Source organism: Vibrio sp. 10N.247.310.23, from assembly GCF_041467155.1.
Classification (GTDB): Bacteria; Pseudomonadota; Gammaproteobacteria; order Enterobacterales; family Vibrionaceae; genus Vibrio; species Vibrio crassostreae_C.
Genome location: NZ_JBFSTZ010000026.1, coordinates 37,250 through 50,258, shown reverse-complemented (window position 1 = coordinate 50,258; position 13,009 = coordinate 37,250). Strand labels below are relative to the sequence as shown.

The 13,009-nt window shown below is 46.0% G+C and carries 16 protein-coding genes; 6 read left to right on the top strand and 10 right to left on the bottom strand.

What is annotated here, in order from left to right; all coding sequences use genetic code 11:
- Position 1 precedes the first annotated feature (1 nt).
- Both secF and rlmJ read left to right on the top strand, forming a co-directional pair.
- Positions 2–955, top strand: a complete 954-nt coding sequence (secF, locus tag AB6D93_RS18380) for a protein translocase subunit SecF (protein ID WP_017061264.1) — start codon at positions 2–4, stop codon at positions 953–955.
- A 201-nt stretch (positions 956–1,156) separates the two neighbouring features.
- Positions 1,157–2,023 (top strand): 23S rRNA (adenine(2030)-N(6))-methyltransferase RlmJ, encoded by an 867-nt coding sequence (gene rlmJ / locus AB6D93_RS18375; RefSeq protein WP_102332309.1) that lies wholly within the window; start codon positions 1,157–1,159, stop codon positions 2,021–2,023.
- A 298-nt stretch (positions 2,024–2,321) separates the two neighbouring features.
- Here rlmJ and AB6D93_RS18370 read toward each other — a convergent pair whose 3' ends face one another.
- From AB6D93_RS18370 to AB6D93_RS18360, 3 genes are all read right to left on the bottom strand, one after another.
- Positions 2,322–3,410 (bottom strand): alkene reductase, encoded by a 1,089-nt coding sequence (locus AB6D93_RS18370; RefSeq protein ID WP_102332308.1) that lies wholly within the window; start codon positions 3,408–3,410, stop codon positions 2,322–2,324.
- A gap of 59 nt (positions 3,411–3,469) precedes the next feature.
- Positions 3,470–4,678: an MFS transporter gene (locus AB6D93_RS18365; protein ID WP_065583950.1), complete on the bottom strand. Its 1,209-nt coding sequence runs from the start codon at positions 4,676–4,678 to the stop codon at positions 3,470–3,472.
- Positions 4,679–4,776: 98 nt separating this feature from the next.
- Entirely contained in the window at positions 4,777–5,460 is a 684-nt protein-coding gene (locus AB6D93_RS18360) for an SDR family oxidoreductase (protein WP_102332307.1), read from the bottom strand.
- 173 nt (positions 5,461–5,633) lie between these two features.
- Here AB6D93_RS18360 and AB6D93_RS18355 point away from each other — a divergent pair, with 173 nt between their 5' ends.
- From AB6D93_RS18355 to AB6D93_RS18340, 4 genes are all read left to right on the top strand, one after another.
- Complete coding sequence (locus AB6D93_RS18355) at positions 5,634–6,563, top strand: LysR family transcriptional regulator (protein ID WP_102332306.1); 930 nt, start codon at positions 5,634–5,636, stop codon at positions 6,561–6,563.
- 113 nt (positions 6,564–6,676) lie between these two features.
- Positions 6,677–7,069, top strand: a complete 393-nt coding sequence (locus AB6D93_RS18350) for a GFA family protein (RefSeq protein ID WP_017061270.1) — start codon at positions 6,677–6,679, stop codon at positions 7,067–7,069.
- A gap of 28 nt (positions 7,070–7,097) precedes the next feature.
- Entirely contained in the window at positions 7,098–7,565 is a 468-nt protein-coding gene (locus AB6D93_RS18345) for an OsmC family protein (RefSeq protein WP_017065091.1), read from the top strand.
- A gap of 169 nt (positions 7,566–7,734) precedes the next feature.
- Positions 7,735–8,079 carry a ribosome recycling factor family protein gene (locus AB6D93_RS18340; RefSeq protein WP_017061272.1) on the top strand — a complete coding sequence of 115 codons (345 nt, stop codon included), beginning with the start codon at positions 7,735–7,737 and terminating at the stop codon, positions 8,077–8,079.
- Between the two features lie 144 nt (positions 8,080–8,223).
- On the opposite strand, the gene AB6D93_RS18335 is transcribed toward AB6D93_RS18340, so the two are convergent.
- The 7 genes from AB6D93_RS18335 to AB6D93_RS18305 all read right to left on the bottom strand — a co-directional run bounded on the left by AB6D93_RS18335 (position 8,224) and on the right by AB6D93_RS18305 (position 12,923).
- On the bottom strand, positions 8,224–8,463 hold the full coding sequence (locus tag AB6D93_RS18335) for an RNA-binding protein (protein WP_102332305.1): 240 nt from the start codon (positions 8,461–8,463) through the stop codon (positions 8,224–8,226).
- Positions 8,464–8,594: 131 nt separating this feature from the next.
- Positions 8,595–9,263 (bottom strand): SDR family NAD(P)-dependent oxidoreductase, encoded by a 669-nt coding sequence (locus AB6D93_RS18330; RefSeq protein ID WP_017065090.1) that lies wholly within the window; start codon positions 9,261–9,263, stop codon positions 8,595–8,597.
- 252 nt (positions 9,264–9,515) lie between these two features.
- A complete protein-coding gene (locus AB6D93_RS18325; RefSeq protein ID WP_017061275.1) occupies positions 9,516–9,779 on the bottom strand; it encodes a hypothetical protein in 264 nt (87 codons plus the stop codon).
- 246 nt (positions 9,780–10,025) lie between these two features.
- Positions 10,026–10,568, bottom strand: coding sequence for a DUF3833 domain-containing protein (locus tag AB6D93_RS18320; RefSeq protein ID WP_017061276.1), 543 nt, complete (start codon positions 10,566–10,568; stop codon positions 10,026–10,028).
- Positions 10,565–11,140 carry a chalcone isomerase family protein gene (locus tag AB6D93_RS18315; protein WP_017061277.1) on the bottom strand — a complete coding sequence of 192 codons (576 nt, stop codon included), beginning with the start codon at positions 11,138–11,140 and terminating at the stop codon, positions 10,565–10,567. The genes AB6D93_RS18320 and AB6D93_RS18315 overlap by 4 nt, the downstream gene beginning before the upstream one ends.
- 3 nt (positions 11,141–11,143) lie before the next feature.
- Positions 11,144–11,665, bottom strand: a complete 522-nt coding sequence (locus AB6D93_RS18310; protein ID WP_017061278.1) for a DUF2878 domain-containing protein — start codon at positions 11,663–11,665, stop codon at positions 11,144–11,146.
- The gene (locus AB6D93_RS18305; protein ID WP_017061279.1) at positions 11,643–12,923 is read right to left on the bottom strand and encodes a cyclopropane-fatty-acyl-phospholipid synthase family protein; all 1,281 of its coding nucleotides are present in this window, start codon (positions 12,921–12,923) and stop codon (positions 11,643–11,645) included. The genes AB6D93_RS18310 and AB6D93_RS18305 overlap by 23 nt, the downstream gene beginning before the upstream one ends.
- Positions 12,924–13,009: the final 86 nt, after the last annotated feature.

Sequence of the window (13,009 nt, the reverse complement as noted above, 5' to 3'; positions counted from 1 at the left end):
CATGAGTACTTCAAAAATGACTATTTCAGACCGCTATTTTTCAAATAGCTATATTTCGGATAAGAATATGACTCGCCTTCGTAAGGTGATGTCTGCGATATCTATTGTGCTGTTCATGAGCTCTGTGATGCTGGTGGCGGTGAAAGGTTTTAACTGGGGCTTGGACTTCACAGGTGGTGTGGTTGCCGAGGTTCAGCTCTCTGATCAAGTCACCAAAGATGCGTTAAAAACAAAACTTGATACAGCTTTCCAACAAGACGTGCAAGTGGTTGGTATGGCAGAACAGGATCGCTGGACAATCCGTTATAGCCAACTGACAGATGCTCCACAGCCAAACTTAGTGGATGCTTTGTCTTCTGTCAGCGACCAAGTAAAAGTGCTTAACAGCAGCGTGGTTGGCCCTCAAGTCGGTCAAGACATGGTTGACCAAGGTGGCTTAGCGGTATTGGTGTGTTTCCTAATGATCATGCTGTACCTGAGTGTACGTTTTGAATGGCGTTTAGCACTCGGCGCCCTAGCCGCAATCATCTATGACGTGACGCTTATCTTGGGTCTGTTCGCTTTTACTCAGTTCGAGTTCAACCTGACTGTGTTAGCGGCTGTGTTGGCGATTTTAGGTTATTCATTGAATGACTCGATCATCATTGCCGACCGTGTTCGTGAAATGCTGCGTGGTAATCCAAATGGTGACACTGATAACCTGCTTAACGAATCGGTTAAAGCGACCTTCTCACGCACCATGGTGACCTCAGGTACAACCCTAATCACCGTATCTGCGCTTTGGCTACTTGGTGGCGCTGCGCTGCAAGGTTTCGCGATTGCACTGGTTGTAGGTATTGTCAGCGGTACGTGGTCTTCAGTTTCAGTAGGTATCACACTGCCTAAGTTACTTGGTCTACAGCCTTGTCACTACCAAGTGAAAGCGCCGGTAGAAGTTGAGGGTGAGTACCCTTAGGTTATCTATTGGTTAACAGTACAACTTAGTCAGTAACGTCAACAAAGCCCTTCGTTTATAGTAAAACGAGGGGCTTTATTTTTTATAAGAGTCAAACAGTTACAGAAAAGAGAGCCTATTTCAAAAAACGATGGATTGAGCAGGCAAGCCCTCATGATATGAAGTATGTTTAGATGACGTTCGTAGAAATGAGGCAAGGGAATGGAATATCGACATCAATGTCATGTAGGCGACCATGGTGATGCGCTAAAGCATCCAGTATTGAGTGCACTTGTTCGGTCATTAATGCAGCAACATTCACGCCTCAATGTTATCGACACGCACTCTGGTACAGGGTGTTATGACCTCAACACTGCACCAAGTAATCATGCTGGTGAGTTTGCTGAAGGGGTTGGGTACTTGTGGCGAAACAAGGCTTATCTTCCTCCGGCATTCGCTTCTTTTATGTCGGTGCTGGAATACTACAATCCGAACCAACTTATCTCTCTCTATCCGGGTTCTGCAGCCATCACCTACCAACAAGGCCGCAGCCAAGATAGCTTCTATTTTTCAGACATTCAGCAAGATGAAGCCGACTTATTACAAACCAACATTGAGAAGCTGCAACGCGATCTTGATGTTTCAAGTAAGCTCACCATTACCGCTGGCGATGGCTTGAAAGCACTGCCTGACGACATAGCAAAACACGACAACCATCACCTGATTGTTATCGACCCGCCCTATGAAACCGATTCTGAATATCTCGCGGTGATTGATGCCTTGGTTAAGGCGTATCAGCAATCTGAGAAGGTATCTGCACTAATTTGGTACCCGCTCTACACGGATGACAAGAGCTCACTGATTTTGAACCACTGTATAACTGCAGTGAAAGATGGTTTGCTGCCAAGCCCGATTAAGTCGGAACTTCGCCTTCGTGATCCTAAGGGGGATGATCGCCTGATCGGCAGTGGTTTACTGTTGTTCAATCCTCCCCAAGGCATTGCGGGAACGGTCGCAGATACGCTCGATTATTTACACAGCCAACTCGCCACTAATGGTGAAGGCTACTGGCAAATGAGAAGCTTATAGATCTGATTTTTATGGGTTTTATGATGGTTTTCTAGACATCACTAACTAAACCACTGTTATCTATGTGGTTTAAATTGACCAAACGCTAACTTTTATCGATTGATTAATTGCAGTGAATCATTTAAAAATAGAAGATCAATGCGCACAAGTGCATAATGGCTCATAAGTTAAATAATTAGTCCCAGATTAATATCAGATTGTGGTTTACCCCCTAAACTGCATTAGGCTCGCACTAGTCATGCGAGCCTTTCTTTTGCCTGAAGGAAAATCTAAGGCAGTTCTATCAATTTAAGATTCACTACAACACTGGATAATCGATGTAGCCTTTTTCGTTGCCGCCGAACAGAGTGGCGCCATCAAGTTCTGATAGTTCGCTGCCGTTTTGTAGGCGTGAAACTAGATCTGGGTTAGCAACGAATGGGCGACCAAATGCGACGAGATCGGCGTAGCCTTTGCTTAGTACTTCTTCGGCGCGTTGTGGTGTGTAGCTGCCGGCAACGATGATGGTGTTAGAGAACAAGGCTCTTAGTTCGACACGGAAGCTTTCAGGGATAACTGGAGCATCATCCCAGTCGGCTTCTGATAGGTGCAGGTAAGCGATGTCTCGATCTTGAAGTGCCTTCGATGCCTCTAAAATCGTTGGTACGATATATGGGCAGTTCATGTCTTTGAAGGTGATGAACGGCGCCAAGCGCACACCTACTTTATCGGCACCTATCTCTTCAATCACAGCATCAACCACTTCGATTAGGAAGCGAAGTCGGTTCTCGCGGCTACCGCCGTAGTTGTCGGTGCGTTTGTTTGAGTTGGTTCTTAGGAACTGATCAATCAGGTAGCCATTGCCACCGTGTATTTCCACTCCGTTGAACCCTGCCTCGACTGCTTTTTTCGCTGAGTTAGCAAAATCTTGAACAACACGATCGATGTCTGCTTGGGTCATCTCTCTTGGTTGGATGCAATCCACCATGTTGCCGTTACCATTCTCATCAGAGATCCAAACCTGCGTTTCTATGGGTGCCAGTGCTGAAGGTGCAATCGGCAACTCGCCTTTTTGAAAGGTAGGGTGTGATACTCGGCCTACGTGCCATAGTTGGCAGAAGATCGCGGCACCTTGCTCTTTTGCTGCTGTGGTGACTGATTTCCAACCTTCGATTTGCGCATCGGTATAAACGCCGGGTGTGAATGAGTAACCTTGAGAGTCATCTGAAATTTGTGTGGCTTCAGTGATGATAAGTCCTGCACTTGCTCGTTGTTGGTAATAAGTCGCCATCATGTCGTTGGGCACGTTTCCAGGTTGGCTAGTGCGAGCGCGTGTCATGGGTGCCATAACCACGCGATTTTGCAGTTCTAGGCCTTTCAGTTCTGATTTTTCAAATAATTTTTTCATGGTTTCTACCTTGTTTTAATGCTGTGATCTTTCGTTTTGTATTGGGGCGAGAAGTCGCGTTATTTGCTTTCTGCTGGGCTGAAAATAGAGTTGCTTTGTGGCTTGCCCGCTCGGTTGGCTTTGGCGATAAGCAGCAAACCAATCACTGGGACAACAACGGCTGCGAATGGAATCATGCCTGCGCCTAGTTGGCTGTCGAGTACCATGCCGCCAAGGAATCCACCAAAGGCATTGGCTAAGTTAAACGCTGAGATATTCGCAGTTGCTGCTAGCTCTTGGCCTTCGCCACCGTGGTTCATTACTCGAAGTTGCATGGCAGGGACGTTCGCAAATGATGCAATACCAAAGACAAATGCAGCTGCAACGAAGAGGATTTTGTTGTCTACCACAAGGCCAACTACAACCAATGACACGATCATTGCAACGGCCCAAAACATTGAAGCTTTGCCTAGGTTTTTATCTGAAGAGCGTCCGCCCAAGGTGTTACCGATGATTAAGCCGACACCCACAATCACTAAGATCCAAGTAACAGACTCTTGACCGTAGCCGGTGATGTGCATAGCGATTGGCGCAAGGTATCCGTATAGCGTCATGAAGCCAGACCAAGCAAAAGCAGTGATTGCCAAGCTGATCAGCAGCATTGGGTTTTTGAACGCTAGAAGCTGAGTTTTGATGTCTTTCGCTTCACTGTGACCTGTCGATTTAATCGATATCAAAATGGCAAGCATCGCGATAGTGCCAAGTGCTGCCACGGTAAAGAAAGTAGTGTGCCAGCCGAATTGCAAGCTGACCCATGTACCAGCTGGAACGCCAAGAACGTTAGCGAGTGTTAAGCCTGCGAACATTTGGCCAACGGCACGACCTGCCATTTTTTCAGACACTAAGTTGGTTGCAACAACCGCACCGATACCATAAAAAGGGCCTTGCACTAAGCCTGCGATAACACGGCTGGCAAGTAGAAGTGGGTAGCTAGGAGCAAGGGCTGATAAGACATTACCGATGATGAACAGTGCCATTAAGCCAATCAGTACCATCTTCTTGTTAAAACGTGCGAGGTAGATGGTTAAGATCGGGCCACCAATAACGATAGCCAATGCGTAAGCACTGATTAGGTATCCGGCTTGACCTTCGGTGATCGAAAGGGATGTGGCAATTTGTGGAAGGATGCCTGCAATAACAAACTCAGCGGTGCCGATGGCAAAAGCTGCGAGTGTCAGTATCCAAACTTGGAATGGGATCTTTTCTTTATGGATCGCTTCTGATTTCATAGTGAAGTACCTGTGTTAATTCTTGTTTGTTAGGACGTGAGATACACGCCCTAACGATTGTTCTTTATGTCTTTGCTTCTTTGCTTCTTTGCGGAGTGTTAGCCGAGTAGAGCGCCGCCATCGATATCGATGATTGACCCTGTGACGTATGGGTTATTAATTACGAACAGGTAACCCATGGCTATCTCTGAAGGCTCGCCAACCTTGCCTGCGGGTAGGTTGTTTTTGGCGTTGTCGTACATGCTTGTACGAGCGGAATCGTCCATGTTTTTGTAGGCTTCCGTCATGGTTAAACCCGGGCTAACGGCATTGACTCGAATAGGTGATAGCTCTTTCGCCAGTATTTTGGTTACGCTTTCTAGTGCGGCGTTGATGGCGGTTTTTACGTAAGTACCAGCAACAACTTTGCGTGACAACATGCCAGTTGTGAACGTGATAGACCCGTTTGGTGTCATGTAACGAGCGGCATGTTTGGCTACGTTTAAGCTGCCCCAAAACTTAGTGTCAAAAGCTGTCTTGGCGTCTGCGGTTGCTACGTCTGTTACTTTTCCTGCGGGAGCGGATGAGCCAGCCGTTACGATTAAGTGGTCAAACACGCCAATCGATTCAAAGTATTCACAAATTGATTTTTCATTGCTGATATCAAGTCCTGTATGTCGGCTAGCGATGTGCACTGTGTTGTTTTCGTTTCTCAATTTCATCGCGAGTGCCTTGCCGATACCTGATGTGCCACCAATGATGACGAAAGTGTGTTTCTCTTGTTTAGTCGATTCGTTAGTCATGCTCTGAATTCCTGCGTTGTTCTGTTGATGTTTGCCATTATATTTATTCGACTAAATTTGATAATTGGTTAAAATATAAATTCATTATTCGGTTAACCTGAATAGTGTGACTGAGTATTCAAATCGAGCATTAAGATCGAGAAGTAAGACAAAGAGGTGGAAGCGAGAATCGTATGGATAAGTTTTCAGATATGGCGATGTTCGTCAGTATTGTTAAGCATCACGGGTTAGCTGCGGCTGGGCGAGAGTTAGGGCTTTCTCCTGCGACCATGACAGCAAGGCTTCAAGCGCTTGAAGAACGATATGGTGTGAAGTTGTTGAATCGAAGCACACGTCATGTGTCTTTGACAGACTCAGGGGAGCTGTATCACAAGGCGTGTTTGGATATTTTAGACAACGTCAGTGAGGCCGAAAACCTGATTCAAAATGGTGTAAAAGAAGTCAAAGGCTCGTTAAAAATCGCCGCGCCAAAAGACATCGGAAAACAGTACATTCTTCCTATTCTCTCGGAATTTTGTCAGCAGTATCCGGACGTTATTCCTTACCTGTATTTGAACGATAACCTCTCGAATATTGCTGAATCTGGCATGGATATCGTGGTCCGTTATGGTGAACTGGTTGACAGCAGTTTGATATCCAGACGCTTATCGCCAAGCCGACGTGTGTTGTGCGCTTCTCCTGAATATCTTGCTAAACATGGAACACCGTTAACACCACAAGATTTGGTCGAACACGACTGTTTAGCCATGCTGCGTAGCAATGAAGAGCTCAAGACATGGCACTTCCAAGACAATGATATGAAGAAGTCGGTGACGGTTGTGCCGAAGCGATTTTCAGATGATGGTGAAGTGATTCGCTACTGGGCATTAAAAGGTGAGGGCATTGCGCTTAAATCGGTGTTGGATGTGCAAGACGACATCAATAACCAACGCCTTGTTACTCTGCTGAATGGTTACATGAAAAACTTCAATACCGCGATGTCGGTGTCGAGTGCCGACTTGAATGTGGTGTACATCAGCAAGAAATATCAGCCGAAGCGTATCCGATTGTTTCTTGATTTCTTGTTTGAGCGGTTTGGCGATTTGGTTGAAAAGTCTAGTTAGATTAGCCGAGAAGCAGCGCATGACAGATCTCTCGAACTCAACACCCGGGTACGGACAGAGAACATTGAACTGGTTATGATACGACCAACATAAGGATGCGATTGGAGAGAAAAATGAAAGTCGTCGGAGATACGGTTATCCAACCTTTTCACAAGGCAACCTGCCATTGCGGTGCGGTTGAACTAGAGTTCAGCTTACCTAACGGGATAGAAAAACCACGCCGCTGTGATTGCTCTATCTGTCGTCGCAGGGGAGCGATTGTGGGCTCTGTTGCACTGGACGGCATCAAGATCCTCAAAGGTGCGGAGCATCTCAAGCTTTATCAATTCAATACCAACACCGCAAAGCATTATTTCTGCTCAAACTGCGGCATCTATACCCATCATCAACGCCGTTCTAGCCCAAATGAATACGGTTTTAACATCGGCTGTTTGGAAGGGGTAAACCCTTTTGATATTGGTGATGTGGTGACCAACGATGGTGTCAATCATCCAGCTGATCGTTAATTTATTGAGCATAAAAAAGGAAGGAATTATGTCTGAATACGGAGCGATCATTCGCTGGAAAAAAGCAGAAGATGAAGTCTTTAGCGACAATCAATACAGTCGAGGTCATACGTGGGAGTTCGATGGTGGTGTCACTGTGCCTGCTTCGTCCTCTCCACATGTTGTGCCACTGCCGTTTTCGGTGGAAGCGAATGTTGATCCAGAAGAAGCGTTTATCGCGGCACTTTCTAGCTGCCATATGCTGACGTTTTTGGGCATTGCCGCAAAGCAGAAGTACGTGATCGACTCCTATGTCGATGATGCGATTGGTGTGCTGGAAGAAGATGAATCTGGCCGCTCATCGGTCACTAAGGTGACTCTGCGCCCTAAAATTGTGTTTTTAGGTACCAAAAAGCCCACCGCCAAGCAGCTCGACAAACTGCACCACTTGGCGCACAAAAACTGCTTTATCGCGAACTCGGTAAAAACGGACATTGTGGTAGAAACTAAAGCGTAAACCACACACGTTAACATCCAAAAACCGCGAGGTTGCTTAGTGCATCACTGGCGGTTTTTTTGTGTCTGTGTAATCCTACGTACGGTTTTAATTGAGTGACAGTTAGAAAGTTTTGAGAGATAGGTAGAGAGCTCTTGAATGGTAGGAATAGATTGATTAGCAGAGAGTTATGTTTAGCGTCCCATTGAATAGTTTTGTACATCGTGTGAGTGATAAAAGCCAAGTGATGGTGAATGCTGCGGAATGTGGATGTCAGTTGAAACGAGTTCGTCGTTCGCGTAATTGGCTGTTGGTCGCTCAAGAGTATCAACTCGTTGAATTTAAAACGATGTTAACCCATGAAAAAGACGGTTGGATAGCAATTGCAATCGACAAAGTGCTGCCTAAACCCGTGGTGTGTTTGGCATCTCTGTTGGCCGCTACACCTTCAATGACTGTGGCTCAGCTGGTGATGGAATCTGGATGTTCAATGGCCGAAGCAAGACGTGCTATTGATGAACATGAAGGTCTGTAGGCGTATTCAAATCGTGTGAAAAGAGAATTGCGAGCAGCAAAAAGCCCGTAACGATATTGCGCTGGAAAACGTCATATCGTTACGGGCTTTATCATCTGTGCTGCTGTTAAGCTAAGCCATGCGGCTTATGAAGCATTGAATCGATTAAGAGTTCGCTACTTTTACACGAATCGTGTTTTTGCCAAGCTTTGACAAGTTCAGCTTGTTTAGTGCCGCTTTAGCTTCTTCTTGCTCTGGTATTTCAACAAAAGCGAAGCCTTTTGAGTCGCCAGTTTCTTGGTCTAAAACTAGGCTGCACTCTTTTACTGAGCCAAACTCAGAAAATAGCACACGGATGTCTTGCTCAGAGGTAGAGCGCGATAGGTTACGAACTAGAAGTTTCATAATAAACCTTGAATATGAATTTACGCCGAGCATTGTCGCACACTTTCATGCTCACCCTCACAAATAATTACTCTAATCATTTCTTTGGTAATGTGTCGCTCTATTTACCGATTAAGCGAGCTGTTTACCTGCTAGCCGCGGTTTATCGTGATATCTGACACGAATCCATGCTCTGTGCTGGTCAACGCCTGTTGTAGCATCTGAGCGGCTTCTTGCGCGGTCATAAAGCTCGAGGTATCCATGCCTTTACCGCTTGTATTCCAAAACTCGGTCGCCATTCCTCCAGGGTAAACCGCCACGATTTTCATCGGGTGACCTTTTAGCTCTAACCTTACCGATTCGATAAAGCCTTTCACGGCCCATTTTGCCGCGCAGTAGGTGGACTCTTCCGCTTTAGCACCTTGTGCCGCCGTCGACATCACCACAGCGATGGTGACCGATTGATCTTTGTAGCGCTGTACAAGCTCGCGAATCAAAAAGATCGAAGACTCAATATTGTTCTTCAGCATGTCGCTGATGATGGTTGGATCTTGCTGTTCTATCTTACCGAAGTACCCACTGCCAGCGCTGTGGATCACCAGTTTCGGCATTTCAGGTAACGCATCCAATAACTCGCTCACTGAGTGCGGGTCACAGAGATCACACGCTTGGCTAATGGTATTCGCAGGTAGGCCTTGCGCCACTTCTGCTAAACGTTGTGCATTGCGACCTGTAATGGCTACGCGCTGAGCGTCGGCGTTAGCATATTGTTTCGCGAGAGCTGCGCCTAAACCGCTGCTTGATCCGGTAATTAAAATCATACTGTCTTCAATTTGTAGAGTTGATTCGAGATAGTAAGGGGCTAGGCTAAGATTTTCTGAGATCTATGGCTAAAGTTGATCGATAGCCTGGTTGATAGGTTGGGTGATCGGTTGAGCCGTAGGGGAATAAGAGTGTGGGGAAAGTCGTTAAGAATCGACTGGTTTGGTCAGAAATAACACAGCCAAAAAGTAGCAGAACTAACAAGTAAAAGCGCCGGCATAGAGCCAGCGCTTTTGAGTAATCATAAGTGATTATTCGTCGTCGAACTGTTTGATCGTGAACGCGTCTTCGATTCGGTTAAGCTCTTCTTGTTCTTTCACTCGCTTCTCTTCTTGCAGAGTCGCTCTCGTTTCGTTGAAACGTTTTTTCTCTGACTTAGTCAGGAATTTTACAGCTTTTTTGTTGGTCAGTGCGTAAGCAACTACGTCTTCACCTTTTTCTCTGCGGTCGTTTACGCGTTGTGAGAAACGTTCATTGTCGCGAGCTTTACGCTCCGCTGAGGTCAACTTGCTCATGCTTTAAAGCCTTTTCAATTATTCATGGTAGGGAATCTACGCTTAGCGAAACAAATGGGGACTGCTTAGTGTCAGTCTAGTCCATTTGTATGCTGGTGGCGCATCTTAGCACAATGGCTTGAGCATGCAGGTATGCTATTCGAGGGATCAAACAAAACAGCCCACAATTTTCGTTGTGGGCTGTTTTGTTACGTACTGTAGATGTAGTCATCGTTTTAAAACTAAGAATCAGAAACGGCAGTTACATCAAATCTTCTCGATGTATAAGATGACCTCTCCGACTTTAAAGCCAAACTTAGACATCTCAGTCTTGTTGAACAAGCGTTTATCGTCCATTAAGAACATCCAATCATCGAGCACCACTTCATAGGTGCTGCCGTCTACTTCAATCTCTAAGTCATATTTCCAATACAGCGCAGAACCTTGGGTTTCACCATAAGCGGTTCCAACGACATCGTTGGCAGTCCCAGAATAGGTGTTTTCGCCCGTTTTGATTAGATTCCAAACGCGAGTTGAGCGCTCGCCATCAGCAAAAGAGAACCACTCTTTTATTTCTCCGTTGTCACCGTCCCAAGTCGCGATCAGTTTGGCATCAAAGCGGCGCAGTAAGTTACCAGAGCGGTCTAGCACCATGCCGTAGGCCATTAGCTCGCCATTAAAAAAGGTTTCAAGCTTGAGCTCTGGCGTAGTGTCGACATGGTCTTCTAAACTTGCAGAGCCACAGCCCACTAGCCAAGTGAGTGAAAAAAATGCCAGAGCAAATTTTATTATTGTTGTTTTTGGATTCATTTGTTCAAACCTAAAAGTTGTTTACGAAGACCGGGTTCAGAGGTGTTTTCAGACAACCAAATCGCTAGAAAGGCTTCACCAAATTGCTTGTCTTGGATGGTGCCGATCGGTTGTTCATCGAAATAAAAACGACTTACGTTATCTTCAGCGACACGAATCGTGAGTGTGCTTCCTTCTTCCACGTTCGGCCACATCGCGTACAAGGGTTTCAACCATCGTTGAATGTTGCTGTCAGAGTAGCCAAGCTTGTTCCACTGATCTTCGGTAGCGTCTACGAGGTCTTTGCTATCGATAGAGCGGTAATACTCAAGCTTCAAAGCTCGTTCGGAGTTGGTTGGAGTTGCGTAGAATTCTGCCGAGTAGAGAGTCCAAAACAGGTAACTCATTTCACCCTCACCACGTTTGTTCAGATCATCGACAGCAGAGGCTCTAGCGTGTCCGGCAAATAACAGCGCAGCAAAGATTAACGGGAGAGTAATAAAGCTTAGAAGTGTGTTTTTTGCTTGCTGATGAGCGCGAACAATACCTCGCTCAGGTTTGAACGTTTGTGTCGGGTTGCGTGGATAAGCCATAAGTCACCTCGTTATTGCCATTTTAGGTTGTATTAAGTTGGAGTAGGCGGCCACCAGTAAGGGCAACAAAATCCCCCAACTTATTGCAAGGGCAGCAACTACCGATGCATCTGGCCAAGTAGTAAGAAGAGCACCTGCTTTGATGCCTCCCCAATAACTACTAGTACCTGCTACGAACCCTATGACAAACAAGATCACTTTCGAGCATTTTAAAAGCCAATTTAGGCTGTGGTTAAAACTGATTAAGAACATGATCCACAGGCAGACAAGCCACACCGGGAACCACGATTGATTCGCAATTTCAGAGTCGACGGCAAACACGCCGAAGTGGAGTAAGAGGCTATCAAGCAATAGCCCCAATGGTAATAAAATGAGTATCTTCAAATCGCTACTGCGAGTCGGTGATAGAAGGAAGTGAACCACTACAATCAGTGGTGTGACGAACGGGGCTTGCGCGGTAAAGAAAGCACTGCAAACCCAGGTCGCTTGAAACAGTACGAGATTAATAATCCAAAACCGCTTCATCTTTTTCTCCAAAGTAACGAGGTTTTCTTGCGACTACATGGTGAGTGCTGATCACGCGCTCTTTGAATGCGCCTTCACAGTAGCAGAAGTAGAAGGTCCATAAGCGTTTAAACTCTTCTGAATAGCCGAGAGACTCTAGCTCTTCCCAACTATTTTCAAAGGCGATGTTCCAATCATTCAGCGTTCGAGCGTAGTGCAGGCCAATGTCATCAATTTCTTGAACCACAAGGTCGGTGCTGGTCGCAAGGTGTTGGGTCATCACTGAAACAGAAGGTAGGCAACCGCCGGGGAAGATGTACTTCTGAATAAAGTCGACACCTTTACGGTATTTGTCGTAACGGCTGTCAGCAATAGTAATTGCTTGAATCAGCATCTTGCCTGAGGGCTTAAGTAGCGAGGAACATTTTTCAAAGAAGGTTTGTAGATACTCATGTCCGACCGCCTCTATCATCTCGATCGAAACCAACTTGTCATACTCACCAGTGAGATTGCGATAATCCTCTTTGAGCAGGGTGATTTTGTCGGTTAAACCAAGCGCTTTTACTCTCTGTTCAGCAAGTGCATGTTGGGCATCTGAGATCGTGGTAGTGGTGACGTGGCAACCGTAGTGTTGCGCCATGAAGATGGCTAAGCCGCCCCACCCTGTGCCTATCTCGACCACGCTATCTTTCTCAGACAGTTCTAGTCGCTCACAGATGGTTTTCATTTTGTTTTGTTGAGCCTTCGACAAGGTTTCTGCGTCTTCGCTGTAGATTGCGGAAGAGTACTGCATCGAGCTATCTAAGAAGCGCTCATACAGTTCGTTGCCAATGTCGTAGTGGGCGAGAATATTTCGCTTAGAGCCTTGCTCGGTGTTGGCATTCTTACGGCGCAGCAATAGGTTTTTGATGCGAGAAATCCATTGTGTCTTGTCATCAAGCTCATCCAATTGGGCTTGGTTACGAGCCATGATTTGAATCACACGCGTTAGATTTGGGCTGGTCCATTTACCATCGATGTACGCTTCAGATGCGCCGATACTGCCGTTGATGACCACATCTCTAAAAAAGGTCGCATCATGAATCACGATTCGACCTTTCAAGTCTGCTTCTCGATCACCGAACACCGAATGCTGGTCTCGCTCAATGATCTCGAGCGTCGCGAATTGCAGGCTTTCTAACACCTTGAAGATTAAAGCTCGATATTTACAGTTGCTTGAAACAGCAACGGCTTTAGCTTGTTGTTCAATATTGTTGTTTTGTTTGGCAAGCTGTTCCATGTAAACCTCGCTGATAACTCATTCTAATATTTTGTGCCAACTAAGCTGAGTTCTGCTCCTTGATTGGAGCGAACCCAAGCTTCAAT

What these genes read in the sequence shown, in the direction of transcription:
- secF (WP_017061264.1), top strand. Translation starts at nt 2, where the DNA reads ATGAGTACTTCAAAAATGACTATTTCAGACCGCTATTTTTCAAATAGC.
- rlmJ (WP_102332309.1), top strand. Translation starts at nt 1,157, where the DNA reads ATGGAATATCGACATCAATGTCATGTAGGCGACCATGGTGATGCGCTA.
- AB6D93_RS18370 (WP_102332308.1), bottom strand. Translation starts at nt 3,410, where the DNA reads ATGAAAAAATTATTTGAAAAATCAGAACTGAAAGGCCTAGAACTGCAA.
- AB6D93_RS18365 (WP_065583950.1), bottom strand. Translation starts at nt 4,678, where the DNA reads ATGAAATCAGAAGCGATCCATAAAGAAAAGATCCCATTCCAAGTTTGG.
- AB6D93_RS18360 (WP_102332307.1), bottom strand. Translation starts at nt 5,460, where the DNA reads ATGACTAACGAATCGACTAAACAAGAGAAACACACTTTCGTCATCATT.
- AB6D93_RS18355 (WP_102332306.1), top strand. Translation starts at nt 5,634, where the DNA reads ATGGATAAGTTTTCAGATATGGCGATGTTCGTCAGTATTGTTAAGCAT.
- AB6D93_RS18350 (WP_017061270.1), top strand. Translation starts at nt 6,677, where the DNA reads ATGAAAGTCGTCGGAGATACGGTTATCCAACCTTTTCACAAGGCAACC.
- AB6D93_RS18345 (WP_017065091.1), top strand. Translation starts at nt 7,098, where the DNA reads ATGTCTGAATACGGAGCGATCATTCGCTGGAAAAAAGCAGAAGATGAA.
- AB6D93_RS18340 (WP_017061272.1), top strand. Translation starts at nt 7,735, where the DNA reads ATGTTTAGCGTCCCATTGAATAGTTTTGTACATCGTGTGAGTGATAAA.
- AB6D93_RS18335 (WP_102332305.1), bottom strand. Translation starts at nt 8,463, where the DNA reads ATGAAACTTCTAGTTCGTAACCTATCGCGCTCTACCTCTGAGCAAGAC.
- AB6D93_RS18330 (WP_017065090.1), bottom strand. Translation starts at nt 9,263, where the DNA reads ATGATTTTAATTACCGGATCAAGCAGCGGTTTAGGCGCAGCTCTCGCG.
- AB6D93_RS18325 (WP_017061275.1), bottom strand. Translation starts at nt 9,779, where the DNA reads ATGAGCAAGTTGACCTCAGCGGAGCGTAAAGCTCGCGACAATGAACGT.
- AB6D93_RS18320 (WP_017061276.1), bottom strand. Translation starts at nt 10,568, where the DNA reads ATGAATCCAAAAACAACAATAATAAAATTTGCTCTGGCATTTTTTTCA.
- AB6D93_RS18315 (WP_017061277.1), bottom strand. Translation starts at nt 11,140, where the DNA reads ATGGCTTATCCACGCAACCCGACACAAACGTTCAAACCTGAGCGAGGT.
- AB6D93_RS18310 (WP_017061278.1), bottom strand. Translation starts at nt 11,665, where the DNA reads ATGAAGCGGTTTTGGATTATTAATCTCGTACTGTTTCAAGCGACCTGG.
- AB6D93_RS18305 (WP_017061279.1), bottom strand. Translation starts at nt 12,923, where the DNA reads ATGGAACAGCTTGCCAAACAAAACAACAATATTGAACAACAAGCTAAA.